Origin of the sequence: Bacillus sp. GB_SG_008 (assembly GCF_052038115.1) — a bacterium.
Classification (GTDB): domain Bacteria; phylum Bacillota; class Bacilli; order Bacillales; family Bacillaceae_G; genus Bacillus_A; species Bacillus_A rhizoplanae.
This window is the reverse complement of the sequence record NZ_JBPZSK010000001.1, coordinates 598,980-625,909: the sequence shown is the minus strand read 5'-3', so window position 1 is coordinate 625,909 and position 26,930 is coordinate 598,980. Positions and strand designations below refer to the sequence as shown.

General features: G+C 36.4%; 29 protein-coding genes and 1 other annotated feature (1 of these 30 only partly in view). Of the genes, 10 read left to right on the top strand and 19 right to left on the bottom strand.

The window, feature by feature from the left end:
* Positions 1-34 (top strand) — a binding site (T-box leader); it begins 188 nt to the left of the window's first position.
* 243 nt (positions 35-277) lie between these two features.
* Positions 278-1,654, top strand: a complete 1,377-nt coding sequence (gene nhaC, locus ACTDJC_RS03155; RefSeq protein ID WP_440602627.1) for a Na+/H+ antiporter NhaC — start codon at positions 278-280, stop codon at positions 1,652-1,654.
* A gap of 17 nt (positions 1,655-1,671) precedes the next feature.
* Here the strand turns inward: nhaC and ACTDJC_RS03150 are convergent, their stop codons facing one another.
* Positions 1,672-3,870, bottom strand: coding sequence for a bifunctional 2',3'-cyclic-nucleotide 2'-phosphodiesterase/3'-nucleotidase (locus ACTDJC_RS03150; protein ID WP_440602626.1), 2,199 nt, complete (start codon positions 3,868-3,870; stop codon positions 1,672-1,674).
* Positions 3,871-4,175: 305 nt separating this feature from the next.
* Here ACTDJC_RS03150 and ACTDJC_RS03145 point away from each other — a divergent pair, with 305 nt between their 5' ends.
* Both ACTDJC_RS03145 and ACTDJC_RS03140 read left to right on the top strand, forming a co-directional pair.
* Positions 4,176-4,955: a GDSL-type esterase/lipase family protein gene (locus tag ACTDJC_RS03145; protein WP_098310636.1), complete on the top strand. Its 780-nt coding sequence runs from the start codon at positions 4,176-4,178 to the stop codon at positions 4,953-4,955.
* A 176-nt stretch (positions 4,956-5,131) separates the two neighbouring features.
* Positions 5,132-5,578, top strand: coding sequence for a MarR family winged helix-turn-helix transcriptional regulator (locus ACTDJC_RS03140; RefSeq protein ID WP_098310635.1), 447 nt, complete (start codon positions 5,132-5,134; stop codon positions 5,576-5,578).
* Positions 5,579-5,602: 24 nt separating this feature from the next.
* Here ACTDJC_RS03140 and ACTDJC_RS03135 read toward each other — a convergent pair whose 3' ends face one another.
* The 7 genes from ACTDJC_RS03135 to argC all read right to left on the bottom strand — a co-directional run bounded on the left by ACTDJC_RS03135 (position 5,603) and on the right by argC (position 11,635).
* A complete protein-coding gene (locus ACTDJC_RS03135) occupies positions 5,603-5,758 on the bottom strand; it encodes a hypothetical protein (protein WP_176524696.1) in 156 nt (51 codons plus the stop codon).
* A 54-nt stretch (positions 5,759-5,812) separates the two neighbouring features.
* Positions 5,813-6,364, bottom strand: coding sequence for a DUF2062 domain-containing protein (locus ACTDJC_RS03130; RefSeq protein ID WP_440602625.1), 552 nt, complete (start codon positions 6,362-6,364; stop codon positions 5,813-5,815).
* A gap of 104 nt (positions 6,365-6,468) precedes the next feature.
* Complete coding sequence (gene argF / locus ACTDJC_RS03125; protein WP_440602624.1) at positions 6,469-7,419, bottom strand: ornithine carbamoyltransferase; 951 nt, start codon at positions 7,417-7,419, stop codon at positions 6,469-6,471.
* A gap of 13 nt (positions 7,420-7,432) precedes the next feature.
* Complete coding sequence (locus tag ACTDJC_RS03120) at positions 7,433-8,587, bottom strand: acetylornithine transaminase (protein ID WP_440602623.1); 1,155 nt, start codon at positions 8,585-8,587, stop codon at positions 7,433-7,435.
* A complete protein-coding gene (argB, locus tag ACTDJC_RS03115; protein ID WP_440602622.1) occupies positions 8,556-9,350 on the bottom strand; it encodes an acetylglutamate kinase in 795 nt (264 codons plus the stop codon). Before argB ends, ACTDJC_RS03120 begins: the two co-directional genes overlap by 32 nt.
* An 11-nt stretch (positions 9,351-9,361) precedes the next feature.
* Positions 9,362-10,585: a bifunctional glutamate N-acetyltransferase/amino-acid acetyltransferase ArgJ gene (gene argJ / locus ACTDJC_RS03110; RefSeq protein WP_253630360.1), complete on the bottom strand. Its 1,224-nt coding sequence runs from the start codon at positions 10,583-10,585 to the stop codon at positions 9,362-9,364.
* Positions 10,586-10,597: 12 nt separating this feature from the next.
* Positions 10,598-11,635, bottom strand: a complete 1,038-nt coding sequence (argC, locus tag ACTDJC_RS03105; RefSeq protein ID WP_440602621.1) for an N-acetyl-gamma-glutamyl-phosphate reductase — start codon at positions 11,633-11,635, stop codon at positions 10,598-10,600.
* Between the two features lie 231 nt (positions 11,636-11,866).
* Between argC and ACTDJC_RS03100 the strand changes: the two genes are divergently transcribed.
* Positions 11,867-12,052, top strand: a complete 186-nt coding sequence (locus tag ACTDJC_RS03100; RefSeq protein ID WP_098310628.1) for a YqzH family protein — start codon at positions 11,867-11,869, stop codon at positions 12,050-12,052.
* Between the two features lie 92 nt (positions 12,053-12,144).
* Here the strand turns inward: ACTDJC_RS03100 and ACTDJC_RS03095 are convergent, their stop codons facing one another.
* Positions 12,145-12,939, bottom strand: coding sequence for an SDR family oxidoreductase (locus ACTDJC_RS03095; RefSeq protein ID WP_440602620.1), 795 nt, complete (start codon positions 12,937-12,939; stop codon positions 12,145-12,147).
* A 9-nt stretch (positions 12,940-12,948) separates the two neighbouring features.
* On the bottom strand, positions 12,949-13,899 hold the full coding sequence (locus tag ACTDJC_RS03090) for an MBL fold metallo-hydrolase (protein WP_098310626.1): 951 nt from the start codon (positions 13,897-13,899) through the stop codon (positions 12,949-12,951).
* Positions 13,900-14,072: 173 nt separating this feature from the next.
* Between ACTDJC_RS03090 and proI the strand changes: the two genes are divergently transcribed.
* Positions 14,073-14,912, top strand: coding sequence for a pyrroline-5-carboxylate reductase ProI (gene proI, locus ACTDJC_RS03085; protein ID WP_098310625.1), 840 nt, complete (start codon positions 14,073-14,075; stop codon positions 14,910-14,912).
* A gap of 32 nt (positions 14,913-14,944) precedes the next feature.
* On the opposite strand, the gene sdaAA is transcribed toward proI, so the two are convergent.
* From sdaAA to rnz, 3 genes are all read right to left on the bottom strand, one after another.
* Positions 14,945-15,823 carry an L-serine ammonia-lyase, iron-sulfur-dependent, subunit alpha gene (gene sdaAA / locus ACTDJC_RS03080; protein WP_098310624.1) on the bottom strand — a complete coding sequence of 293 codons (879 nt, stop codon included), beginning with the start codon at positions 15,821-15,823 and terminating at the stop codon, positions 14,945-14,947.
* A gap of 18 nt (positions 15,824-15,841) precedes the next feature.
* A complete protein-coding gene (gene sdaAB / locus ACTDJC_RS03075) occupies positions 15,842-16,501 on the bottom strand; it encodes an L-serine ammonia-lyase, iron-sulfur-dependent subunit beta (protein WP_098310623.1) in 660 nt (219 codons plus the stop codon).
* A 416-nt stretch (positions 16,502-16,917) separates the two neighbouring features.
* Complete coding sequence (gene rnz, locus ACTDJC_RS03070) at positions 16,918-17,841, bottom strand: ribonuclease Z (RefSeq protein WP_440602619.1); 924 nt, start codon at positions 17,839-17,841, stop codon at positions 16,918-16,920.
* 190 nt (positions 17,842-18,031) lie between these two features.
* On the opposite strand from rnz, the gene ACTDJC_RS03065 reads away from it, so the two are divergent.
* A complete protein-coding gene (locus tag ACTDJC_RS03065) occupies positions 18,032-18,283 on the top strand; it encodes a DUF3932 family protein (RefSeq protein WP_440602618.1) in 252 nt (83 codons plus the stop codon).
* A 371-nt stretch (positions 18,284-18,654) separates the two neighbouring features.
* Here the strand turns inward: ACTDJC_RS03065 and ACTDJC_RS03060 are convergent, their stop codons facing one another.
* Positions 18,655-19,428, bottom strand: a complete 774-nt coding sequence (locus ACTDJC_RS03060; protein ID WP_440602617.1) for an alpha/beta fold hydrolase — start codon at positions 19,426-19,428, stop codon at positions 18,655-18,657.
* Positions 19,429-19,608: 180 nt separating this feature from the next.
* Here ACTDJC_RS03060 and ACTDJC_RS03055 point away from each other — a divergent pair, with 180 nt between their 5' ends.
* A complete protein-coding gene (locus tag ACTDJC_RS03055) occupies positions 19,609-19,899 on the top strand; it encodes a hypothetical protein (protein WP_440602616.1) in 291 nt (96 codons plus the stop codon).
* 320 nt (positions 19,900-20,219) lie between these two features.
* The gene (locus tag ACTDJC_RS03050) at positions 20,220-20,741 is read left to right on the top strand and encodes a YhcN/YlaJ family sporulation lipoprotein (RefSeq protein WP_440602615.1); all 522 of its coding nucleotides are present in this window, start codon (positions 20,220-20,222) and stop codon (positions 20,739-20,741) included.
* A 129-nt stretch (positions 20,742-20,870) separates the two neighbouring features.
* Here the strand turns inward: ACTDJC_RS03050 and ACTDJC_RS03045 are convergent, their stop codons facing one another.
* The gene (locus tag ACTDJC_RS03045) at positions 20,871-22,109 is read right to left on the bottom strand and encodes a DNA polymerase IV (RefSeq protein ID WP_098310617.1); all 1,239 of its coding nucleotides are present in this window, start codon (positions 22,107-22,109) and stop codon (positions 20,871-20,873) included.
* Between the two features lie 358 nt (positions 22,110-22,467).
* Here ACTDJC_RS03045 and ACTDJC_RS03040 point away from each other — a divergent pair, with 358 nt between their 5' ends.
* Positions 22,468-23,388 carry an MBL fold metallo-hydrolase gene (locus ACTDJC_RS03040; protein WP_440602614.1) on the top strand — a complete coding sequence of 307 codons (921 nt, stop codon included), beginning with the start codon at positions 22,468-22,470 and terminating at the stop codon, positions 23,386-23,388.
* 84 nt (positions 23,389-23,472) lie between these two features.
* On the opposite strand, the gene ACTDJC_RS03035 is transcribed toward ACTDJC_RS03040, so the two are convergent.
* Positions 23,473-24,591, bottom strand: coding sequence for a tripeptidase T (locus ACTDJC_RS03035; RefSeq protein WP_440602613.1), 1,119 nt, complete (start codon positions 24,589-24,591; stop codon positions 23,473-23,475).
* A 295-nt stretch (positions 24,592-24,886) separates the two neighbouring features.
* Between ACTDJC_RS03035 and prli42 the strand changes: the two genes are divergently transcribed.
* Positions 24,887-24,979, top strand: coding sequence for a stressosome-associated protein Prli42 (prli42, locus tag ACTDJC_RS03030; protein WP_098310613.1), 93 nt, complete (start codon positions 24,887-24,889; stop codon positions 24,977-24,979).
* A gap of 21 nt (positions 24,980-25,000) precedes the next feature.
* Here the strand turns inward: prli42 and ACTDJC_RS03025 are convergent, their stop codons facing one another.
* The 3 genes from ACTDJC_RS03025 to ACTDJC_RS03015 are packed head-to-tail and all read right to left on the bottom strand — an operon-like array spanning position 25,001 to position 26,854.
* A complete protein-coding gene (locus ACTDJC_RS03025; protein ID WP_440602612.1) occupies positions 25,001-25,240 on the bottom strand; it encodes a DUF3894 domain-containing protein in 240 nt (79 codons plus the stop codon).
* 40 nt (positions 25,241-25,280) lie between these two features.
* Positions 25,281-25,868: a L,D-transpeptidase gene (locus ACTDJC_RS03020; RefSeq protein ID WP_098310611.1), complete on the bottom strand. Its 588-nt coding sequence runs from the start codon at positions 25,866-25,868 to the stop codon at positions 25,281-25,283.
* A gap of 17 nt (positions 25,869-25,885) precedes the next feature.
* Complete coding sequence (locus ACTDJC_RS03015) at positions 25,886-26,854, bottom strand: aromatic acid exporter family protein (protein WP_098310610.1); 969 nt, start codon at positions 26,852-26,854, stop codon at positions 25,886-25,888.
* Positions 26,855-26,930 lie beyond the last annotated feature (76 nt).

Below are 26,930 nucleotides of genomic sequence, written 5' to 3'. Positions count from 1 at the left end.
TTTAGGGTGGTACCGCGATATTTTCGTCCCTGCATATACTGCAGGGGCGTTTTTTATTTTGATTAATCGGTGTATACCTTTAATTGTCATACGTACATTTCACAAGCTAGGGTGGTACCGCGATCATTTTCGTCCCTGCATATATTGCAGGGGCGTTTTTTATTTTTAAAAAAGGAGAGAAGTAGTATGCGATTTTCAACGGCCGGGGGAATTATTCGATATTGGCGTATTTTTTCAAATCATAGTAAAACATAACATCTAGGGAGGATTTATTATCATGATTTCAAAACGAGCATCTATTATACTAACAGCTCTTATCTTTTTCTGTATCGGTTTTAGCGTCATTCAATTACAAGTTATGCCTCATATTCCTATTTTATTTGGGATTGTCATATTATTAGCGTTTGGATTCGCAAAAAAAATTCCATGGTCTGTTATGGAAACAGGAATGAGAAATGGAATTTCAGCTGGTCTGCCATCTATTTTTATCTTTTTACTTGTCGGTGTATTAATTAGCGTTTGGATTGCTACAGGGACAATTCCAACATTAATGGTGTACGGTTTTCAAATTGTTTCACCGAAAATCTTCTTACCAACAGTCTTTATCGTATGCTCTATTATCGGCACTAGTATTGGCAGTGCCTTTACAACAGCTGCTACGGTTGGAATTGCTTTCATGGGAATGGGAAGTGCTCTTGGCTACGACGCTGCTTTAGTTGCTGGTGCTGTTATTTCCGGATCCTTCTTTGGAGACAAAATGTCACCTCTTTCTGATACAACAAACTTAGCACCTGCTGTCTCTAAAGTTGACATGTTTGACCATATTCGAAATATGCTTTGGACGACTGTACCGGCATTTATTATTTCACTCGTTATTTTCTTCATTCTTGGGAAAGGAACTTCTGGAAAACTTCAGTTTGGATCTTTCACAGAAACATTACAAGAACATGCAACAATTTCTGTAATTACTTTACTGCCAGTTCTTGTGCTATTTGTATTAGCTGTAAAAAAAGTACCAGCAGTTCCAACTTTACTTGCTGGTATTATCTCAGGTATTATCATTCTATTTATTTTTACTCCAAATACATCTCTTACAAATTTAATTAATATTATGCAAAACGGATATGTATCGCATACAGGTGTAAAAGATATTGATAGTTTATTAACACGCGGCGGATTACAAAGTATGTTAATGTCTGTTGCCCTTATTTTCCTTTCTCTTGGCATGGGAGGATTGCTACAGGAAATGGGAATTATTAAGCAACTTATGGCAGCAATTTCAAGCTTTGTCAAAACGAGCGGACGTTTAATTTTCTCGACAGCAATTACTGCAATCGGTGTTAACTTTTTACTTGGCGAACAATACTTATCAATCATCTTACCAGGTCAAGCATTTGCAGAAAAATACGATGAGATGGGATTAAAACGCCGCAATCTATCACGTGTATTAGAAGATGCAGGTACAGTTATTAATCCACTTGTACCATGGGGAGTTAGTGGTGTGTTTCTCACAAGTGTCCTAAACGTACCAACGGTGAGCTACCTTCCATACACAGTTTTCTGCTTACTTTGCCCAATTATCACTTTACTCGTGGGATTCACAGGCTTTGGCCTTTCATGGGATAAAGAACATAAAGAAAAGTCCGCTGCATAGCAGTGGACTTTTCTTTATTATTTATTTAATTTCTTTCTTCTAAATAGCACTAGCGCACCTGCACCAATACATGCAAGTCCTGCTGCTAATGTCGTAAACACATTCGCCCCTGTTTTCGGCAAGCTATTATCTGTTTGCGGTTGATCTTGAACCGAATCTGCAGTTGTCGGCGTCTCTTCCCCGTTATTATTATCTTCTGGTGTTTTCGGTTGATCTCCACCGTTATTATTATCAGGTGGCGTCGTTGGTTGATTAGTCTCGTTATCTCCACCAGTTGATTCATTCTTTTTCGTTAAATCAATCGCATATTTCGCAAATTCATTTTCTGATGGACCAACATAAGAAATATTCCCGTCTTTTTCTATATATTTTTGGGCGTTCTGTGAAGAATCAAATGTTATATTCAATTTCTCACCAGCAATTGGTTTAAACGTCCAGTTTTTATCTGCTGTCGGGTTAATTGTTTTCATTTGTTTCATATATTCTACAATAATTTGACGCGTTTCATCAGGAGATTGCAAAATCACTTCTCCTTTACTTACACCTGGGAATGTTTGACTGCTACCACGGTAATTATTCGTTGCTACAACAAACTCTTGATTGTCAGTTACCGGTTTTCCATCATACATTAAGTTCACAATACGATTTGCAGCTTCATTTACAACTTTTCCATCTTTGTCAAACTTAGCTGGCTGTGTTACATCAATTTCATATTTAACTCCATCTAACACATCGAAGTTATATGTTGGGTAATTTATATTCACTAATTTTTGCTCATCTGTTTTACTTGAATCAATTTGGTTAAATTGACCAGCAGACATCTCCAACCAATCTTTCAACTGAGCGCCATTTATTTTCACTGCATATAATGTATTTGGATATACGTATAAATCCGAAACGTTTTTAATTGCAAGCGTTCCAGCTGGAATATCTGTATAATATGTAGATCCGTTACGTCCACCCGCTTTAAACGGTGCACCTGCTGATAAAATTGGCAAACCTTCAAATTTTGTGCCCTTCATCTTCTGCTCTGTATACCACTTTTGCGCATTCGTTACAATTTGAACAGATGGATCATCTTGTACAAGCGCAAAATAGCTGTTAATTGGTGCTGTCGTTTCACCAACTGGTGTATTTACATATTTAATTGTCGCTTCATGATCATCCTTTATTGCTGCTACTAAAGATGGATCCGATTCTACTAAAGCATTTCCCTTACTGTCTGCAATTGGACGAACAGAAGGTTTAGATTTATCTTTTTGTACTTCCCATTCTCCATTAACTTGTTTCAATTCCATATCAATAATTCCTAAGTTACTTCCAAATGCACCAGGCATTACAACCGGAACGCCATTAAATGTATCGGTTACAACCGCATGGGAATGTCCTGTTAATACCGCATCGACACCATCAATATTCGTTAAATAAAAAGAAGCATTCTCCATTCCAATATTGTATCCACTCTTATCAATGCCAGAGTGCGCCAATGCAACAATAATATCTGCACCTTCTGCCTTCATTTGAGGTACTAATTTCTTCGCTGTTTCTACAATATCTTTCGCTTTTACTTTTCCTTCTAAATTCGCTTTATCCCAGCTCATAATTTGCGGTGGAACAAAGCCCATTACGCCAATTTTCACTTTATGTTTCTGACCAGATTCATCTTCTACTTCTTTTTCAAATATATGATACGGTTTGAAGTAATTTTGATCATTTTCTTCATTACTATCTTTATCATCCTTATATACATTAGAGTTAATCACAGGGAACTCTGTTTTGCTAATCGCTTTGTTTAAGAAGTCTAAACCATAGTTAAACTCGTGGTTTCCAAGTGAAATAACGTCATACTTCATCATATTCATTAAACGATATAATGGATGCACATAATTTCCATCTAACCCTTTTACTTTTGCTACATAATCGCCAAGCGGTGTTCCTTGCAGCGCGTCCCCATCATCAAATAAAACAGAGTTTTTCGACTCTTCTCTCGCTTGATTAACAAGAGTCGCTGTTTGAACTAATCCTACTTTATTATCTGTTTTTGTTTGATAATAATCATAATTCATTAAGTTCACATGAATATCAGATGTTTCTAATATTCTTAGTTTTACAGTACTTCCCTCTTCCTCTGCATGTACAGGTGTAGGCCATATTTGCGGAGCAATAACTCCTAATACAAGCGCAGCACCAGCCAACATTTTTGTTGATTTTTTCACAAAAAAATCCCCCTTATAAAATAATCCCCTGCGACAAAGTAGAATATTAGGTGTGTATCCCTTCACACAATCAGATTCTTAAAGAAGTTAGTTGTCTTACTTCTTTTGAGAACATAATAATAAATCTACCCGTCTGGTATTTATCATAACGAACAGTAATTTATATCGTCAACGAATTTTGACAGACTTCCACAAATTTTCTGTGAAAATAATGTAAAAGTTTTTTGAAGTCATAACATAATGCCTACTCCATTACTTCTCCTAATGAATATGGTACAATAACCATTTATAAGGAGGGTATAACGATGAAAAAAATCATTTTATCGGCACTTTGTCTCCTCCTTCTTATCATTATATTTTTGGATTATGAAAAGAATCATGAGACAAATGTTCAAAAGGAATCTCCAACAGCAACTGCTCCGCATTGGATTGATTCACAAACAGATGCAACACTACATCATCTTGTCTTAGGTGATTCTCTTGCAAAAGGCTACGGGTCTACACAAGGTGGCTATACACAAATTGCTTCTCAGGAATTAGAAGAGCAATTGCACAAACAAATTACTGTCGATAACCTTGCTGTAAACGGCTTAACAACAGATGGTTTACTTCAAATGGTACAAACAGAAGAAGTAAAACAAAAAATAAAAGATGCCCACATTATTACAATTAGTATTGGTGGGAATAACATTTTACACATAAACAAAAATGTCGGTATTACGGAAGGAATGAAATTATTAAATGAAGAGCAAGATCGTTTTGAACGCGATTTACAAAACATCGTAAAGACCATTCGTATGTCTAATCCGAATGCACTCATCATTTTATCTGAGCTCTATAACCCATTAAAACTCGAAGATCCTATTGCTTCTTACGCAAATGTTTTCTTAGATAGCTGGAACAAAACAATATATTCGATTTCAAAAGAAAATCAACCTTCGCTCGTATTACCGATTCGTAAATTATTACCAACTGATCAAAAAGACTTACTATACGACCAAGTTCATCCGAATGATAAAGGATATGAAAAAATTGCAGAATCCTTTGTACAGCAAGTGTTATCATATAAAGTGAAACTTCCGTAAGTAGACGATTTTCCTACTTACGGTTAGTTGAACCAATCGGGCCGTTACAGACGGGCTTCCATCTTGTACCACTCACACATACCGCTTGTTTGGGCGGAATCAATATAAAAGCAAATAATTCTATTTTTATACATCATGATTTTTTGTTACAATAAGAATAGAAGGGGGCCTGTTATATGGAGTCACGTGAGTGGGAGCGTATCGTTGATCATCTTCTTTCGTTAGTGCCTCTTTTTTATCGCAAGTTTATGCTTCCTGGAGAGTTCTCTTCTCGTCGACATATGCCACCATCACATACACAGGTGTTATTGTTATTGCATGAACGAGATACATTAGCAGTTTCAGAAATCGGAAAACGTCTAGCTATTTCGAGACCGAATATGACACCATTGCTAAACAAACTCATTCAAGAAGAACTTGTAGAGCGCCATTATAGCGAAAAAGATCGGCGTGTTATTTTAATGTCTCTTACAGCTGAAGGGAAATTATTGGTAAACCAATACAAACAATTCCTTTTAGAAAAACTGAAAGAAAATTTACAAACGTTATCAGCAAGCGACCGGGAACAACTTACCCATTCGCTACAAACAATTCAAAACTTAATTATGAAAGCAAATATATAAAGCTGCTTCTAAACGGAGGCAGCTTTATGCTTCATAATAATTTCCATAATATACATTGGAATACGGCCAAGTAGTTAAATACGGTTTCGTTTCTTGTGATGGTTGCATCTGTCTTACATATGGGACAGGATAATATACAATATGCGGATAGTACCTAGGAGCATAATAAGAAAAAAACATCAAATTTCCCCCTTTTTAGAAGCATATTCAAAAAGGAAATTTGATGTGCATTCATTATATTTGTGTAATGGGTCTTTTTATTTGTTTCTTTCTTCTTGTCAATCTCAGTTTGCGGTTTTTCTCGTATAAATAGTACATAACAAAATAGGCAATTATGCCGAATACAATTCCTATAATTGTCATTCCGATTATTACATACACTTCGTTTTGTAACAGGTTTTTTAACATCGTTAGCCCATTACTTGAAAAAAAGTCTTTTATTGTGTAGTGGTGATACGGCATTGTTTTTACTTCAAATGGATAAATAAGTTTTCCAAGTGCATGTGCGAACGGAATTAGAATAACAGGTAAAAATGATGCTTTTCCAATAAGATTACCGATAATAGCTGCAGGAAACGAACCGTTGAATAATCGAACGAGCGGATAAAAAATAAGATATATGAGAGAAGCTGTATGAATAACTAGCATTTCTATTCCAAAACCAACAGCAAATCCTCTTGATACAATTTTCGCACCCTCTGGTGCACGCAATAATTTATAATAATTTAATTTCATTCCTCGCCAAATACGCTGAAAGAATGAATACGTTTTCTTATTTACTCGCATCTGAATCATCTCTCTTATATTTTTCTGTTATTTACTATTATAAAGTATACAAAGAGAAAATGCGAAATCTCAATAAGACATTTTAAATAAAAAACAACCTTCCATTATGAAGAAGGTTGTTTTTCTTGTAATAAACTGACTAATAATGCCTTTTGTACATGCAAACGATTGCCGGCTTGCTGAAATACAATTGATTGTGGCCCATCAATAATTGCTGCGGTTACTTCTTCTTCACGATGAGCAGGCAAACAATGTAAGAAACGATAAGTTGATTTTGCATACTGAGTGAGCTGTCCGTTTACTTGATATGGCTGAAATAATTCGTATTTCTCCTTACTATTTTCTTGGCCCATGCTCATCCAAACGTCTGTATAAATAAAATCTGCTTCTTTAACAGCTTCTTTTGGATTATGCGTAACTTCAATTTTAGCTCCTGTTCCCTTTGCAATTTCTATTGCACGTTTTACAATCTCTTCATTCGCTTCATATCCTGGAGGCGTCGCAACTGTAATATTCATTCCCACTTTTGCACTTGCAAGCAGCAATGAATGACAAACATTATTTCCATCTCCAACGTAAGCAAGTTTGATATCTTGGAATGTATTCACTTCTTCATAAATCGTCATTAAATCTGCCAGCGCTTGACATGGGTGGTGATCATCTGTTAATCCATTAATAATTGGAATTGTCGCTTCTTTTGCTAATTCTTCTACTTCCGCATGTGAAAATGTTCGTATCATAATTCCGTCAATATATTGTGACAGCACTTTGGCCGTATCTGCAATGCTTTCTCCTCTACCGAGCTGCAATTCTTTACCGCTTAAAAACATACCGTGTCCTCCAAGCTGAATCATACCAGCTTCAAATGATACACGTGTACGAGTAGAATGCTTATCAAAGATTAATCCTAAAATTTTACCATTTAATAAGGGCAATGTTTTTTCTTTTTTTACATACATCGCAAACTCAATAATTGCAATGATTTCTTCTTTCGTTAATTCTTCTAATGTTAAAATATCCTTTGTTTGAAGTTTAGGTACAGACATTGTTTTCATACGAATTCCCCCTCTATTTAATCAATACTTGTTTGCATACACGATTTATCATATGTACTGCTTCATCGATTTCTTCTTTCGTTACGATAAGTGGCGGTAATATACGCAGCACATTTGACCCGGCTTGCAAAACAAGAAGCCCTTCTTCCTCTAACGCCGTTATCATAGGACTAACTTCTCCTTTACAAACAATCCCAATCATAAGTCCTTTCCCGCGAATATCAATAATCCAATTCATATCCTGTAATTCTTCTTGTAATTTTCGTAAAAAATATGCTCCCTTTTCTTGTACTTCTTGCAAAAAAGAAGGTTGTGAAATAATCTGTAATACTTCTTTTGCAGCTGTCATCGCGATAAAATTCCCGCCAAACGTCGAACCATGTGTCCCAGGGGAAAAAACAGATCCTAATTCCTTTTTCCCAAGCATCGCTCCAACTGGAATACCATTTCCAAGCGCTTTTGCAACTGTGACAATATCAGGGGAAATCCCCATTTGTTCGTATGCAAATAACGTCCCTGTTCTTCCAATTCCGGTCTGCACTTCATCTACGATAAAAAGTGCATTGTGTGCATGACACAACTTCTCGATTTCACGTAAAAATGTGATATCTGCAGGAAGAACGCCACCTTCTCCCTGCACAACTTCCACCATAACAGCTGCGACTTCTTCATTCATCACTTCTTGAAACGCAGCAATATCATTAAAAGGAAGATGCAGAAAACTTGGGAGGAGCGGGCCGAATCCATCATGGATTTTAGACTGCCCTGTTGCACTCATTGTTCCAAACGTTCGTCCGTGAAACGATTGTTTACACGTAATCACGACTGATTTTCCTGTATGCTTACGCGCTAACTTCAGCGCTGCTTCATTCGCTTCGGCTCCGCTATTACAAAAAAATGCATAGTCTAATTCTCGATCTTTCGTTAATAGCGCAGCGACTTCTTCTTGCACTGTATGGGGAAATAAATTTGAAATATGCCATATTGTCTTTAACTGTTCTTCCACAGCATTTACCACCGCTGGATGACAATGTCCTAAATTGCATACCGCAATTCCAGAAGTGAAATCTAAATATTGCTTTCCTTGTTTATCTGTAACCTTTGTGCCGCTGCCTTTCACAATTTCAATGTTTCGTCTACTGTATGTTGGAAAAACATGCTGTCCCATTATAGATCCCCCCTTTTTTTATTGTTGTACCAATCCACTCTCCTTTATTTGTCAGAAAACGTTGTGTACCGTTTACAATTACAACATCCTTTACACCTAGTTCTAGTGACTTCAGTGCTGCTTTCACTTTCGGAATCATTCCACCAGTAATAACTCCATTGTCTATAAGATCTAGAAGCTGCTTTTCCTCTGCTTGCTCAAGGAGCTCCTCCTTATATATGACACCATCTACATCTGTAATAAAAATTAAATTTTTCGCATTCATCGCTGTCGCAATTGCTGCTGCCGCTGTATCTGCATTGACGTTGTATACCTGTCCAGCCATGACTCCAACTGGTGCAACAACAGGAATAAACTGATTTACTAACAAATGTTCTAGTAACATCGTTTGAACATATTGCACTTCACCGACAAAGCCAAACTTCTCTTCTAACGGAACAACTTGCAATAACTTTCCATCACAGCCGGATAATCCAATTGCTCCAAGTTCTTGTTCATTTAACTTTGAAACAAATGTCTTATTTGTACTACCGCATAAAACCATTTGCACAACTTCCATTACCTCTGCTGTTGTTACACGCAGTCCATCTTTCTTTTCAATTGGGATACTTAATTTATTAAGCATCGCATCAATTTCAGGCCCACCGCCATGAACAACAATCACGTCATATATTTGTGCCATTTGTTTCATACATTGAAAAAATGTTTCACCTAAACGAGCTAACATACTACCGCCACACTTTATTACAATACGCTCTCTCATTTCTTCTCTCCTTATGTGCGATAACAAGCATTAATTTTCACATATTCATAACTTAAATCGCATCCCCATGCTCTTCCACTGGCTTTGCCAAGATGTACATATACATCTATAACAATCTCTGATTGCTGTAACAGTTGTTTCATCTCTTCTTCTGAAAAATGTTGCGGTTCACTACCTTTTAATACTGCAATCGACTGAACATTAATATCCACCGTACTCGTTTCAATTACAATGCCGCTTTGTCCAATTGCGCTAATAATACGTCCCCAGTTTGCATCTTCGCCGTATACAGCTACTTTTACAAGATTGGAACCGACAATTTTTTTCGCAATCATATTTGCTTCTTCTACAGTGCGTGTGCCATGCACATTTACTTCAATTAACTTTGTCGCCCCTTCTCCATCTTTCGCAATTTGCTTTGCTAAATCTTCACACACCTTTTCAAGTGCCATCAAAAACTTCTCCCATTCTGGATGTTCTTCACATATTGCGGTTGTGTTTGATAGGCCGCTTGCCATAACAAGTACCATATCATTCGTAGACGTATCTCCATCGACCGTAATTTGATTAAATGTATGATTCGTAATTTGTGACAATGCTCTTTGCAACGCTTCACTTTCTATATTTACATCAGTCGTAATAAACCCAAGCATCGTTGCCATATTCGGGTGAATCATTCCTGAACCTTTTGCAGCCCCGGCAATTGCAACCTCTTTTCCTTCAATAGAGAGCTTATAGCACGATTGTTTCGCAACTAAATCTGTTGTCAAAATCGCTTCATAAAATGATGCCGCAATCTCTAATTCTTTTGATGGTTGTAAAAAAGAAATACCGCTTCGCACTTTTTCCATCGGTAGAGGCTCTCCAATAACTCCTGTAGACGCTACCGCAACATAATGCTCCTCTACATGAAACTGCTTAGCTGCTAATGCACGCATTTCATATGCATCTTGTAGTCCTTGTTCGCCTGTACAAGAATTTGCATTTGCACTATTGACAACAATAGCTTGTAATTTTTCCTTGGCAGCAATACTTTCTTTCGTAACAATAAGAGGAGCTGCTTGAAATTGATTTTGTGTATAAACAGCCGCACAGCTAGCTGGCACTTCACACACAATTGCTCCTATATCTTTTCTCTCTTTTCTTAACCCCGCATGAATTCCAATTGCTGCAAATCCTTTTGGTGTTACAATCGAACCGTTTTCTATCTTCGTGCATAATACTGTTTCAATCATGATTCTTCCCCCTTACGGATATAGCGGCATAAAGTGTAAATTCTCCGTTTCTTTCACTCCTGCCAATATATTTGCATTTTGTACAGCCTGCCCAGCTGCACCCTTCATTACATTATCAATGACTGCTACAATCGTAATTCGTCCCGTCCGCTTATCGTAAGCTGTTCCGATATCACAAAAGTTAGATCCCCTTACTTCTTTCGGACTTGGAAAAACTCCCTTTTCTCGTATTCTTACAAACGGTGAGTGACAATAACTCTCTTCATAAATTTGCTGAAGTGTAACATCTGTTATCTCTTGCTTTACCTTTGCATAGAGTGTTACCATAATTCCCCTTGTAATCGGAATAAGGTGTGTACTAAATGTGATTGGTTTCATGCTCTCATCCCACTCTTGTAGCATTTGCTCAATTTCCGGAACATGCTGATGTTCATTTACTTTATAAATGTATAAATTATCGTGAATTTCTGGGAAATGCGTCATACTTGTTGGTGTCTTTCCAGCTCCAGAAACCCCTGATTTTGCATCAACAATAAGTGAATCCACTTCAATTATTCCGTTTTTTACTAAAGGAGCTGCCGCCAGTAATGTTGCTGTTGCATAACATCCTGGATTCGCAATTAAGTTTGCTGTTGCGATCTCACCTTTTTTCCACTCCGTTAATCCATACACAGCTTGTTGTAACACTTCTTCTTTCGCAGCTTCTTTTTTATACCACTCTTCATATATAAATGGCTTTCGAATTCGAAAATCTCCTGATAAATCAATAACTCTCATACCCGCTTCTAGTAAACTTGGAGTCAAATTTGCTGACACCCCAGCCGGTGTTGCTAAAAATACAATATCTGCTTCTTTTGCAATTCCTTCAACATCTACTTCTGCTAATGTGTGAGAAACAAAAGTAGATAAATGGGGATAAGGTGTTGTCATGACGTCTCCAATTTGCGAAAAAGAATGTACCGATGTCACTGTAAAACTTGGATGATGTGTTAATAACCGTAAAAGCTCAAGTCCTCCGTATCCAGTTGCCCCAATAATTGCCGCTTTCATAATTCCTCCTCATTACCTTTTAGATTTAATTATGATTATAATATTGTATATTTATAGAGTCAATTAAATATTTATAAATTTTCAAATAATAAAAACCTATATTAAAAGTCATTTTACTAATAAAACTTTCAAATTAGGTGAATTTTTATGCAAACAAACAAAATAGAGACTTTCTTTTCTAATTCAAGTACAATAAAAACAATACATATATACATGTAGGTGGGAAAAATCATGAATGAAAAACTAATCCAAAAAATGATTACAAAAAGTTTTCAACAATATCAATGTACGCCAACTTCACAAGAAGACTATAAAATGCTTATAAAACGTATTCAAAACATACTTTCTAGTAATACAGAGATTGATTTGTATGAGGCGATAGAGGATGTCGTATACGAATATATTACGTTATCTTAAAGAGAGATATTATTACAAAAAAATATTGAACTAAAATCAGCAATAGACAATTTAATTAAGTAAAAAATAGGAGATTCTCAAAAGAGAATCTCCTATTTTTTACTTAATGATTTTCCAGCTACACGCTCGAATAACCCTGGAAACAATGAAAAAATAATCGGTCCTAAATTCATCCACTTGGGTAAATTCACTTCACGCTTTTTCATTTCGATTGCTTTTACAATTTGCTGCGCTACATAGTTTGGTTTTAATATGTAACGTCCGACACTTTTTACGTATGTACCAGATTGATCTGCTATCGTATGGAAGTTTGTATCAATTGGACCTGGATTAATTGCTGTTACAGTTATGTTTGTATTTGCAAGTTCCATGCGCAAACTATTTGTAAACCCTAATACTGCATGCTTTGTTGCTGCATATGCACTTGATTTTGGCGTTGCAATTTTCCCTGCTAGTGAAGCGATATTCACAATATGCCCGCTATTTCGTTTCATCATATAAGGCAAAACTGCCTTCGTACATGCTACTAAACCGAATACATTTACATCGAACATATCCTTTACTTCTTGTACCGATGCATCAACGAATGTTTTAAAAACGCCAAAACCAGCATTATTGACTAATATATCAATACGTCCTATATCATGAAGTATTTGTGTGAAAACAAACTCCACTTCTTCTTCATTACTAACATCCAAAACATAGTAATGACAAGAAGTACGATATGCTGTTTCAATTTTTTGCTTGAGCGCTCGCAGTTTTTCTTCTGTACGAGCAATTAGTACAGTGATTGCACCTTGCTCCGCTACTTGCATCGCTAGCTCTTCTCCAATTCCACTTGAAGCTCCTGTGATGACGATTACTTTGTCTTGTAAACGTCGGCTCATGGCTGTCACCTACTTTGCATAGTAAATCCATTGTTCTGATGACTTATCAATCATCACTTGTTGATTATATGCTAAAAAGTCTAATTGTCCAACTGTTTCAGAGATTGTAAGCGGCAACTGCTTTTCATATAACGTAGGAAATAGTTTGACACACACCTCGAATGCTGTCATCGGTTGTTCTTTTAATAAATTTAATACTTTAAAAGCTCTTGCCCCTTGTTTTTGTAATCGCTCATTTACCAGCCCTTTTACATCAAGAACATCTTCTCCATGCCCTGATAAAACACGTGAAATATTCATACGAGCTAAACGCTTTAATGTTTCATTGTACTGCAGCATCGGTTGTGCTCGTTCTGTTTCTCCCTCATATGGCGGCTCTAGAATTGGATTAGAAGAAATATGTCCAATCAGCGCATCCCCGCCAATTAACAACCCATCTCTTTCACGGTATAAAGAAATATGAGTAGAGGCATGCCCCGGTGTTTCAATCACCGTAAACTCCGGTAAAGAAGCAATACTATCTCCTTCTCGTACAGTATGTGTAAGCGAACGTTTACAAGAATAAATCAGTGTTTTCGTTAACAATGCACCTTGTGGTAACAAGACTTCTGGAACCCCAAATTGCACAGATGCTTCTAAAAAGAACTGTTGATAACGCTTTAGAAATTGCGGATCTTGTGTAATCCACGGTTCATTCCACGGATGTCCAACAATATTTGTTCGTTCAGAAAATATATCCAATAATCCGCAATGATCTGCATGATGGTGTGTAAGAACAACCGTTTCAATATCTTCTATCTGATATCCTAACGCACCTAGTTGCTTCTCCAGTGCAAGTCTCGCTTCTTCTGTATTTGTTCCTGTATCAATTAATGTGAGTGTCTCTCCCTCTACTAAAAAAACATTGACTACTTCAACTGCAAATGGAACAGGAATTTCCATTCGATGAATGACTGTCATACATATTCGCCCCCTCTTTCTTTCCGTTTCAAAAAATGAATCTTCCTTCAGTTTACATCTTACATAAATATTTGTCATTATTTTCAGATAAAAAGGAGGGATTTTCTATAAAGAACCGAATGTATGTAAATTTATAAGTTATTCTCATATACATAGTAAAAGGAGGACTCATCATGTCACTACAAAAAATCGCTTTTATCGGTGCAGGTTCAATTGCCGAAGCCACCCTTGCCGGCTTATTACAAGCTCACGTTGTAAAAGGGGAACAAATTACTGTCAGTAACCGCTCTAATGAAAGAAGACTGCAAGAGTTACATCATCGCTACGGAGTACATGGTACACATGATAAAAAAGAGCTGCTTGCTCATGCCGATATCATATTTTTAGCAATGAAACCAAAAGATGTTGTGGAGGCTCTTACTCCATTACAAGATTACATTACAGAGAATCAATTAATCATTTCATTATTAGCAGGTGTATCTACGACATCCATTACTAATTTATTACAAAAAAATGTTCCTATCATCCGGGCAATGCCAAATACATCATCGACGATTTTAAAATCCGCTACTGCTATTTCTCCTTCTGTTCACGCAAAAGAAGAACATATCATGCTTGCAAAAACGCTTTTTGAAACAATTGGTCTTGTTTCTGTTGTAGAAGAAAAGCACATGCACGCTGTCACCGCTTTGTCAGGAAGTGGACCAGCTTATATTTATTACGTTGTCGAAGCGATGGAAAATGCCGCAAAACAAATCGGCCTAGAGGAAACTGTTGCAAAATCACTTATTCTCCAAACAATGATTGGTGCCGCAGAGATGTTAAAAACAAATACAAAGCACCCTTCTATATTACGAAAAGAAATTACATCACCAGGAGGAACGACGGAAGCTGGCATTGAAGTATTGAAAAGCTTTCAATTTCAAGAAGCACTTATTCAATGTATTACAGAAGCAACAAAACGTTCTCACGAGCTTGGTGAAACGTTAGAGAAATTTGTAAATGAAAAATAAAAAAACCTCGCTGAGTAAGCAAGGTTTTTCTCTTATTCACTTTTCTTCCCAAAAATTTCTTCCTGTATACGACGCCCCGTTGGCGTTGCCGCAAGACCGCCTTCTGCTGTTTCACGAAGCGCACTTGGCATCGATTGCCCGATGCGGTACATTGCTTCAATTACTTCATCACATGGAATGGCACTCGTTACACCAGCTAATGATAAATCAGCTGCAATCATCGCATTTGATGCACCAGCTGCGTTACGTTTTACACACGGTACCTCTACAAGTCCTGCAACAGGATCACATACTAAACCGAGCATGTTCTTAAGCGCAATACTCATCGCTGTTGCCGCCTGCTGTGGTGTACCTCCAGCCATTTCAACAGCTGCTGCCGCTGCCATACCACTTGCTGAACCAACTTCCGCTTGGCACCCACCAGCTGCTCCAGCAATACAAGCATTGTTAGCTACAACCATCCCAAACGCACCAGCTGTAAATAGAAATTCAATCATTTCTTCACGTGTTGGGTTTAATTTTTCTTTTAGCGCAAATAACACACCTGGTACTGTCCCAGCTGAACCAGCTGTTGGCGTCGCACAAATAATACCCATAGCAGCGTTTACTTCATTCGTTGCGACAGCTTTACTTACCGCATCTAAAATTGTATCCCCAGACAACCCTTTTCCGCTTTTCATGTACGCTTGTACTTTCACTGCGTCTCCACCAGTCAGTCCAGTCGGAGATTTTACGCCTTGAATTCCGCGCTCAACTGCTTTTTCCATTACAACTAAATTTTTTTCCATACCAGCGATTACTTCTTCACGAGAAAGGTTTCTTGTTTCCATTTCACATTGAATCATAATCTCTGCGATTTTTACATTTTTCTCTTCTGCTTGTGCAACCAGTTCCGCTACGTTCCGAAACATGTTGTGTCCCCCCTGCTATTAATCCATAATTGTTACTTGACAAATATTTGACTGCGCTTTAATTTCCTCGATTATTTCATTTGCTAACAATTCATCCGTTTCAATAACCATTAATGCTTTTCTTCCTTTTTCCTTACGTGAAACACTCATCATGCTAATATTGATTTCGTGCTTTGCAAGAATAGATGTAACAGAAGCAATTGCTCCGAAACGGTCATTATTTACGATAAGGAGCGCCGGACTTGTGCCTGTTAATTGCAAATCAAATCCATTTAGCTCCACAACTTCAATTTTCCCACCGCCGATTGAGCAAGCAACCACTTCAATTTCATCCTCATCTTTGTACAAACGAATTTTCGCTGTATTTGGATGCACTGCTTGTGCTTCTTCTTCAATAAATGTAACGTCAATTCCACTTGCTTTTGCAATTTCAAGTGCTTGTGGAATACGAGGATCATCCGTTTCAAATCCTAGTATTCCTCCAACAAGCGCTACATCCGTACCGTGACCTCGATACGTTTTCGCAAACGAACCGTATAAAGAAATGATAATTTTCTCAGGTTCATGACGGAACAGCTGACGAGTAACTTGCCCCATTCTTGCTGCACCTGCAGTATGCGAACTAGATGGACCAATCATAACTGGACCAATAATATCAAAAACTGAGCGATATTTCATAATAGTTCCCCCTAAATCTTCATTATGAAAAAGTTATTTACTAATAATCTATTAACCTGTTGCTTTTTTGTTTTTCTATTTGTACTAATAAATTTATAGAATCAATTCAATAAACTGATACACACCATCAGCTATCATAATATATAAGAATCATCTTGTCACTTCTTGATTTATTTCATTTTTTTACAAAAACAAACAAAACCTAAATTTATAACGTACAAATATATTGAAGACGCTTTCATTATATCTCTTTTTTTACGGAATTTAAACTTTTTAATATTTCAAATTAAGCACAAACTTTTCATACATTCAGTTCGATAGTATTTTACCGTTAATAGTTCTTCTCTATTTTACGAAAACGATACAATGAAAAAACCATGACAGATACATCCGTTATCTCTGTCATGGTTTTTTCATTATCTTGATACAGGAAAACTTTTCAAATCCGCTGCGATTTCCGTGTTTGGAAATACTTGTTTCGCTTCTTCGACGAGCATTTTACATGCTTCACCTTGATAACGAGAGCTAATATGAGTTAAAATCATTTGTTTTACATTTGCCTGCAGCGCAATATTTGCCGCTTGTTGTGTTGTAGAATGGTAATAATCATAAGCTTGCTGTGAATCTTCGGCACCGAACGTCGCTTCATGTATAAGTACATCAGCATCTTGTGCTAATTCAATACTCGCTTCACAATAACGTGTATCTCCTAAAATTGTAATAATTCGTCCCTTTTGAGGTGGTCCAATGAAATCCTTTCCGCAAAGTATACGCCCATCCTCAATCTCTACTGTTTCTCCATCCTTTAACCGCTTAAAGATTGGTCCCGGTTTAATTCCTTCCTCTAATAGTTTATCTACAAGAAGATGCCCTGGAATATCCTTTTCTACAATACGATAGCCAAAACATTCAATGCCGTGTGACAATCGTTTCGTTTCCACAAGAAATTGCTTATCTTCATATACAATACCTTCTTCGGTAATTTCTATAATCTCTATCGGGTATTTTACATGTGTTGTACTCACTGCCAACGCTACTTCAACAAACTGTTTAATCCCTTTTGGGCCATATACAGTTAACGGAGTTGTTCCCCCCTGAAAAGAACGGCTGCCTAACAAACCTGGCAATCCAAAAATATGATCCCCATGTAAATGCGTAATAAATATTTTCTCAATGCGACGCGGACGCACTGATGTATGTAAAATTTGATGCTGCGTTGCCTCACCGCAGTCAAATAGCCACGTTGCACCTCGTTCTTCTAATAATTGCAAAGCTATCGCTGATACATTTCTTCCCTTTGAAGGAACACCAGCTCCCGTTCCTAAAAATACAAATTCCACGTTGCATCCTCCAAGCATTTCATAATATCTATCGCTATCTTACGGAATATAAACAAAAATGGCAAATAAACTTTGTATAAACCACTTATCTAGACAACTATATAATACGAACATTCATTACAAAAAAATTCACACTCGTTCGTTTTTTGTAGTAAAATAATACTATTATTTATACAAGGTGGCTGAAACAATGAAAGAATTATTTCGTTTACAAACTGACTTTTCTTCTTCTTTTGATCGCTGGGTAAGTTCATTTATCTCTGAAACACCAGCAGAATTACAATGGTCTACATTAAAAGAATTAATTCATGAGTATATAGCATTGCATACAATTCAAGCGGTACCAGAATACATCTCTTCTTCCATCACATATTATGCACAGCGTATTTCTACGCCAACTAATACAGACATTGTGATTTACGAAAGTCCTTCTATGTCATAATATGTTTACGTATTAAAACATAAAAAGGTATCGGCTTCCGATACCTTTTTATGTTGGGATGAATAAGCAAAACGACTTGTTTAAATACAAAATGAAGTACATAGACAGGCGCCGTTTTTGAATTATGATGCATATAAATCACGGATTTATCATCTTGAAAAATCCGTAAAAGTTAATCTTCCACAAACGTTATACTTATATATCACATAAATATGTTAAGTAATGTAGAAGATAAGGAGCATATGAGTGATAAAGTAAAACTTCCATCAGTGGGGGTTTTCTTCATCCCCCACCTATCTTCTTTACTTTTCTCTGCATCTTGAGGTGGGGGTCTTACTGCCCGTTAATGCGGGATAAATACAAAATTCCTATCAATTGTTATGTATTGTTACAAATTGCTTAATCATTTCATTTAAATCCTTCGCTGCTTTTGTGGGAATCTGATGCTTTACATTATCAATAAAATTTAATTTATTACATGGCAATTTTTCATACAGTAGCTTCGCATAACTGTAAAATGGTTTATTTTCCTTACCATAAACTAACAAAACAGGAAGCTTAATCTTTCTAAGTTGACTTGTACAATTATAATGCAAACTATAACGATAATATTGTTCGATATTTTTCGCATTTCCTTTTCGCGCTTCTTTAAACATCTTTACGAATAATTTCTGTGTATTCGAATTGCTCCATGCAATGGACAATGTTAGAACATGAATAGCTCGTGCTTTTGCAAGTGTTATACCTAAAGAAATTTTATTCCTTAGATAGTTATCCTTTACTTCTGATATCCCTCCGATTACAATACCCCCTAAGGCCCTATCCGCATAATGCAACAAAAATTCCAATACGACAGAACCTCCAATTGAGTACCCGCATATAAATGCTCTTTTGATGTTCAAATAATCCAATAAACATCTAATATCTTCAACGATCAATGGATAAGTTATCGATTGTTTTGAATACTGACTTCTTCCGTGACCTCTAATATCAAAAGTAACAACTTGAAACTTTTGAGATAATTCTTCTACTTGGTACTCAAAATTTACAGAAGTAAGTACAGGAGGATGAATAAAAACAATAGGAATCCCTTGTCCCTTTACCGTATAGTATAGGCTGCTACCGTCCACATCCAACATTGGCATGTATGTAATCACCTCATTGTCTTTACATTAGCTTCTGTTATTATACGAAGCTTTTCTTTTTATATTCTGGAAAATACATTAACATAAGTTGCCATCATAAATCTCCATAAATTTCGCAATATAAATCATGTAGAATGGAGCTTAATATCTATTCATAAATTTTTCTACAAGGAGTCGAACATGAATATTCTAAGATGGTTCATATCATTATTCGCTTTTAGAAGAGGAACTCAGCAAGTGTTCCGATTGTTTAGAAATAGACGAAACACTCGAAATTGGATTTGGATTTCTTTACTAGGTATAGGAACAGTTTTTGGTTTAGCAGCACGCCGAAACTTCAATATGATGCGGCCGGCTCAACGTTTCTTTCGAGGCCTTCAAAATACAACAAGAACAGTTATGCCAAACAATTTAAATTTGGCAAATGTGGAATTTGGTAATGAAATAACTCCAAATAAACAAAAGAAGTAATGGAATCAAAATTAATAACGATTGTGGATTAAGTAAAGCTTAAAAATGTATTGTACGCTGAAGAGAAGACTTTATATACAAGCTCTTAGCTTAATTTTAAATATGAAAGGCTGGCATTTTGCCAGCCTTTCTCAGTGTACTTCAAAGTATTCAATCTCTTCCACATAATAGTACCTTTAAATTATCCCGCATTAACGGTCAGTATGCCCCCCCACTGATGGAAGTTTCACTTTATTTTCATATGATTCTTCCATGATTTACGCATAAAAACCAAAGAATTGGTCATTTTAAAATATAAAATTGAGTAAGGAGGAGCATATATGAAAAAAATAAACATCCTTGTTGTATTTTTTCTATCAATTATTTCATTGTTTGGATGCGCAGGAAATCAAAAAGAAAAAGCTTTGGACAATCGTAAAGATAATGCAATGCAAAATGTTCGATACGAAGGCAACAATGCTGGTATTCAAAACGATAGAAATAATCGTATAAATGATAACAACCAAACACGACTAGAAGTGGCTAATAAGGCCGCTGACCGAATTGCTGAATTAGATGAAGTCGACCAGGCAAATGTCATCGTTACAAACAACAATGCCTATGTTGCAGTTGTCTTAAAAAATGGAGTACAAGGAAACATAACAGATCAGCTAGAAAAGAAAATTGCCGATCAAGTAAGAGCTACAGATCCAGATATTCGAAATGTATTTGTATCGTCAAACCCTGATTTTGCCAATCGGATGAGGGACTATGCAGAAAAAATCAAGCGAGGCGAGCCAGTAGAAGGGTTAGTTGAAGAATTTAATGAAGCCGTTAAGAGAGTATTCCCTACCGCTCGTTAAAAGTGAATTTAAAAAGTATTAACAACAACTTATCATGTTTCTTAAGAAAAATTTTATTGTCTCTAAAATCTCGCAGAAGATACCTCCTGCGAGATTTTTCTATAGCAAATGCTATTACATATTAATGTTTCATATAAATTTATTCTCTAAATTCTGCTGAAATGTTCTCTCTTGTTGTCGAAACACTTGACTGCCGTGCTGAATAACCTTCGTACCATATTTACTATTTAGTTGTTCCATCACTGTCAAAAGCGGTTCTGCCTTCGCATCTTCTTCAAAAGAAAATAAATCAAGCTGCTTAATCGCTTCTGTTTTCCATTCTAATTCACAGGCAGTAATGCCAAGTAATCTCACAGGGTCACCATCCCAATGTTTTTTCCATAGCCTTATTGTTGCTTGAAAAATATCTGGTGATTCCCAAATTGCATTTTCTAACATTTTACTGCGCGTAATCGTTCGGCGATTATAGTATTTAATCATAATTTGAATATTATATGTAACGAGAGCACGTTTTTGTAATCTTCGGCTCACAGATTGAGACAAGCGCTCTAACATATCTAGCAATTCCTTCTCTTCGTCCACATCTTTTGGCAACGTTATAGAATTTCCGATCGTTTTGTATTGTCCCATTTGACTTGGATCAACATCTCTATTGTCTATGCCATTTGCACGTTTTTGCAAATCCAGCCCATGATTTCCAATCACAGAACGAATAATATGAGCTTTTCCAACGGCTAAGTCACCAATCGTATGTATATGTACATCTTTTAATTTTTCTGCTGTTTTCTTCCCAATCCCATGCATCTTTTCAACTGGAAGCGGCCAAAGAAGCTCTTGTACATCACGTTTACGAAGCACTGTAATACCTAGCGGCTTTTTCATATCAGAGGCTGTTTTGGCTAGAAATAAGTTTGGAGCAATCCCAATGCTGCATGGAAGCTGTAATTCTGTTAGTAATGTTTGTTGAATCATTTGAGCAATTTCTAACGGTGAACCGAGCCCATAGCAATCTGTAATATCTAAATACCCTTCATCGATTGAAACAGGTTGGATTTTTTCTGTAAACCGCGCAAGAATTTGAAACAAAGCAAAAGAAGCCTCTCTGTATAACTCAAAGTTTGGATGTTTTATAACAAGTTCCGGACATAATCGTTTTGCTTCCCAAACAGGCATTGTCGCACGAATTCCCTTCGCCCTTGCTTCATAACTGCACGTTACAATAATTCCTTTCCGTTCCTTCGCATCCCCAGCTATCGCTAACGCTTTACCTTGCAACGATGCATCATGTGCGATTTCAACAGATGCATAAAAACAATTCATATCAACATGCAAAATGACGCGGCCATTTTTCGGATACATTTCGCGCATCTTTCTCACCTCACAAGAACATTCGTTCTTATTTTATCAAAAACATTATAAAAAAATCAATATTAGAGAGGAGGAAATTGTTAATATATAGAAGTACGTCCACACGGGAATTTTAAGGAGGTTAAAAAAGAAATGACTACATATCCAAAACCCCTTTATCTAATTTTACTATCTGTTTTCTTTTTGTTGCTCATCTATTCCCTACTTCCAATCATAGGCGTTGATGCTCACGGGTTTCTTTCGTCTCTATTGTCATTTTCAACTTTGTACATTCTTCCATGGATTTTTTTGTACTGGTTTATCCGCCTTGTAAAGGCAGTAGAATCCAAATAACTAACACTCTTAAGGAGAGAAGAAAATGAATGAAGAATTTGATAGCAAACACTTTAGACTCGAAAAAATTCGTAACGGGATATATGCGGCAATTGCAAAAGAAGGTGGCGGTGCTGCAGCAAATGCTGGTTTTATTGATTTAGGGGATACAACCATTGTTTTTGATACATTTAATACACAACAAGCTGCCGAAGATTTAAAATATGCAGCAGAAACTATAACAAATCAGCCCGTTACATGGGTGATAAACAGTCATTGGCACGGAGACCACATTCGAGGTAACCAAACGTTTAAGGATAGCACTATTATTTCAAGCCAAATTACATATGACAAAATGAAGACTATTCATCCATCACGGATCACTAAACAAAAAAATGATATTCATGGTCTAAGAAATTATATTCGCTCTTTAAAGGACCAAGTAACTCAAACTTATGATATTAACTTAGAACATCAAATCAATTTTTTAAGTGAGTTAGAAATCTCATTACCTACACTAGAGTTAGTACTACCACAACAATCATTTAAAGATGAAGTCATTTTCCGTGGAACGAAACGTAGTGCAAAGCTTTTCACATTAGGCGGCGGGCATTCCCTTTGCGATGCTATGCTTTATATTCCAGAAGATAAAATAATATTCATGGGTGATTTATTATTTGTTGATTGCCATCCCACATTTTTCGAAGAATCAAATCCACAAAGTTGGATTCATATTTTAAAAGAGGTTGAAAGTATGGATATTGATATAGCCATATCAGGGCATGGTTCGATTGGTACAAAGATCAATTTCTTACAAGTAATCGATTATATACATAACTTAACTGCAATTGCACAAAAAAACAACGAGATCGAAACTATTCCATTACCTAACGACTACAAAAATTGGTCTTCTCCACAAATATATCATCAAAATGTAAAAACACTAAAAGAACTATTACATTGTTAAGCTAGTTGAAGAACATTTACGTTAAGTAATAAGAAAACGCATGGGTAATTTCACCCATGCGTTTCAACTTAGCCGATTCTTTGATTACTTCGCTACTTCCTCAATAATCGCAACAACCATTTCTGCTGTTTTTACTAATTCTTCAACAGGTATTTTTTCGTTTGTTGTATGAATTTCTTCGTAACCAACTGCTAAGTTTACTGTTGGAATACCGTGACCCGCAATTACGTTTGCATCGCTACCACCACCGCTTTGGTGAAGGGATGGTGTACGACCGATTTTTTCAGCAGCACGTTTAGCAACTTCTACAACGTGATCGCCATCAGCAAATTTGAATCCTGGGTACATTACTTTTACTTCTACTTCTGCTTGTCCGCCCATTTCTTTAGCTGTAGATTCAAATGCTTCTGTCATTTTGCGAACTTGCTCTTGCATTTTTTCGTCTACTAAGGAACGTGCTTCAGCAAAAATTTCTACATAGTCACAAACGATATTTGTTTGTGTACCGCCTTCAAAACGACCGATATTTGCAGTTGTTTCAGAATCAATGCGGCCAAGCGGCATTTTTGCAATGGATTTTGCGGCAATTGTAATCGCAGATACACCTTTTTCTGGTGCTACACCTGCATGAGCTGTTTTACCGCGAATAATTGCGTTTACTTTTGCTTGTGTTGGCGCTGCAACAACGATTTCTCCAACCTTTCCATCGCTATCTAATGCATAGCCATATTTCGCTGTAATACGTTCACGATCCAATGCTTTTGCACCAACAAGACCAGATTCTTCACCAACTGTAATGATGAATTCGATTTTTCCGTGCGCAATATTTTTCTCTTTTAACACGCGAATTGCTTCAAACATTGATGCAAGTCCAGCTTTATCATCAGCACCTAAAATCGTTGTGCCGTCTGATACGATATAACCATCTTGAATAGAAGGCTTAATTCCTTTACCAGGAACAACTGTATCCATATGAGAAGTAAAGTAGATTGTATCTACTCCTTCTTTTGTTGCAGGTAATGTACAAACTAAGTTACCAGCACCATGACCAGTCTCACCCATTGTATCGTCTTCAAATACTTCAACGCCTAAAGAAGAGAATTTTTCTTTTAATACTTTGCAAATTTCAGCTTCGTATTTTGTTTCAGAGTCTACTTGCACAAGTTCCATAAATTCATTCACTAAACGTTCTTGATTAATCATGAGAATGCGCCTCCTGTTATGTATGTAACAATGACTATTATAACAGAATTTCGTAAAATTTTCGAAAGAGATGGTACAAGAGGTTATTTACATTATATCTCTTTACTAAATTGCTTCTCTTATTATCATTCGTTCAACAATATCCATCACTAAAATGCCTTCTTTTATCGTCTTTTTATTCAGATTTTTAGAACTATAGCAACTTATCTACTTTCAATTTTGTCTAAGTAAATCCCTTGTCTCCTTTTTTATTTCTCGTTACAATAGATAGAAGAGATTCGCAAGGAGGATCAACATGAATAAAAAAACTCAAAAAATTATGGTTTATGTTATGTTAATTGCAATGCTTGTAACAACACTACTTACTGGGATAAGCATGTTTTGGTAAACAAGGGCTACTTTGTCCTTGTTATTTTATTATAATCACAACGCCAGCGATACTAAATGCAAATCCCATCGCCAGTGCTAGTATGAGGCTGCTGTAATGTTGCTGATAAAAAGCACCTATTGCAAAAGTAAAATTGAGAAGAGAAATAAAGAAGATAGCTATAGTGAGTGGAAAGATATTAAAAATAGCCAATATAAAAGCAATAACGGAAAGAAAACCTACAAAAAATTGGATGTATGGTAAGCTCTGATTTATATACACAACAGCAACCCCTTTTCACCAAATCTTTATATACCTCTCATTAACGCATGTTATATATACACATGTCAAGACAAGATGTGATATGACAAAAAGCCAACATATACTGTTGGCTTTTTTCGTAAGCAATCGCACCCTTTTCTTTCGCAAGCTGCTCAAATGACTTTTTCGACTTAACAATCCATACTTTTGTTCCAATTGGAACCTGATCGTATAAATACTCTACATCTTTTTTATACATGCGAATACAACCTTGCGAAATATATTTGCCGATTGAGCTTGGCTGATTTGTTCCGTGTATTCCATATTTACTACCATCTGTACCTCGGGCATTAAACCCAATCCATCTAGAACCGAGCGGATTTTTCGGGGAACCACCTGGGATGTTCTTTGCAATATAATATGGATTTTTCACTTTCATCACAACATCAAATGTACCTTCTGGCGTTAAATCATTCGTTTTACCTGTCCCAACTGGAAATGTGTTTTGTATCTTTCCATCATGAATATATGCAAGCTGGTTCGTTTGTTTATTGACGATAATAAGCGGATCGCCAACACGTGGATTATCACCGAGCGGCCAAAGCGGCGATAGGGAAACAAATAATATGAATGAAAGAAGATATGGCATACCTCATTCCTTCCTTCTTATATTAATTCTTTGATGTTATATTTCCCTTTGAATCGACTTTTAATAAGTAAATATTGTTCTATTTCATACACGAGCTGAACGAGCTTGGCCCGCATTTCAAATTCTTCTCGTGTTTCTGGAAGCCGCATTTCTCGAAAGATTTCTCGCATCTCCTGAAGTTGCCTTAATGAAATAACCCCCGTACTTTCTGGGCGAATTGCATTCCCAACATTTTCAATTACATCCGCCACCATCCCCGCTTGTTCATACGACCAAGATAACGAAGCGGCTAGCGGCATAACTCTTTCTAAAATTTCATACTGTTGCTGACGCATTTGAAAATAACGATAGTAATAATCATCTTCACGCATAAACTGATTTTCCAGCTTTTTAAAAGACAATTCTTTTGCCTTCTCAAGTAATGTTTCCGTTTCAATTAGCTCTTTTCCATTCCACACACTATCACGATTTCTTAAATATGCAGCCATTTCAAAAAGAATCGTTTTAAAATTAGATTCTACTTTTTGTTGATAATCTTTTAACTCACTTTCAACACTTGGCATGTACAAATTAATTAACAAAGCAACGCTAATTCCAACCGTTAAAATTGCAATCTCATTTCCAACAATTGACCACGTAATTTTTTGCAATGAAAATAAATGCATAACAATAACAGAGCTTGTAACAATCCCCTCTTGAATCTTAAGCATAACTGCAGTTGGAATAAACAGAAGTAATAGAAGTCCAAGTGCTAGCGATGTATACCCTATCGATTCAAAAATAAAAAATGCAAACACCATAGAAAGCAAACAAGCTAAAAAGCGATGAATAGATACTTCTAATGATTTTCTTTTTGTATTTTGCACACATAGAATAACAAGAATGCCGGCTGTGCTATAAAACTCCAAATGAAATAATTGAGCAATCCACACAGCCAAGGCAGTTCCAGCTGCTGTTTTCACTGTTCGATATCCAATTTTAAACATATTAACGCTCCTATTATGTACGAACTTCTTTCAAAATAAGTATAAAGAAAAGGATGACACAATGTCATCCTTTTTC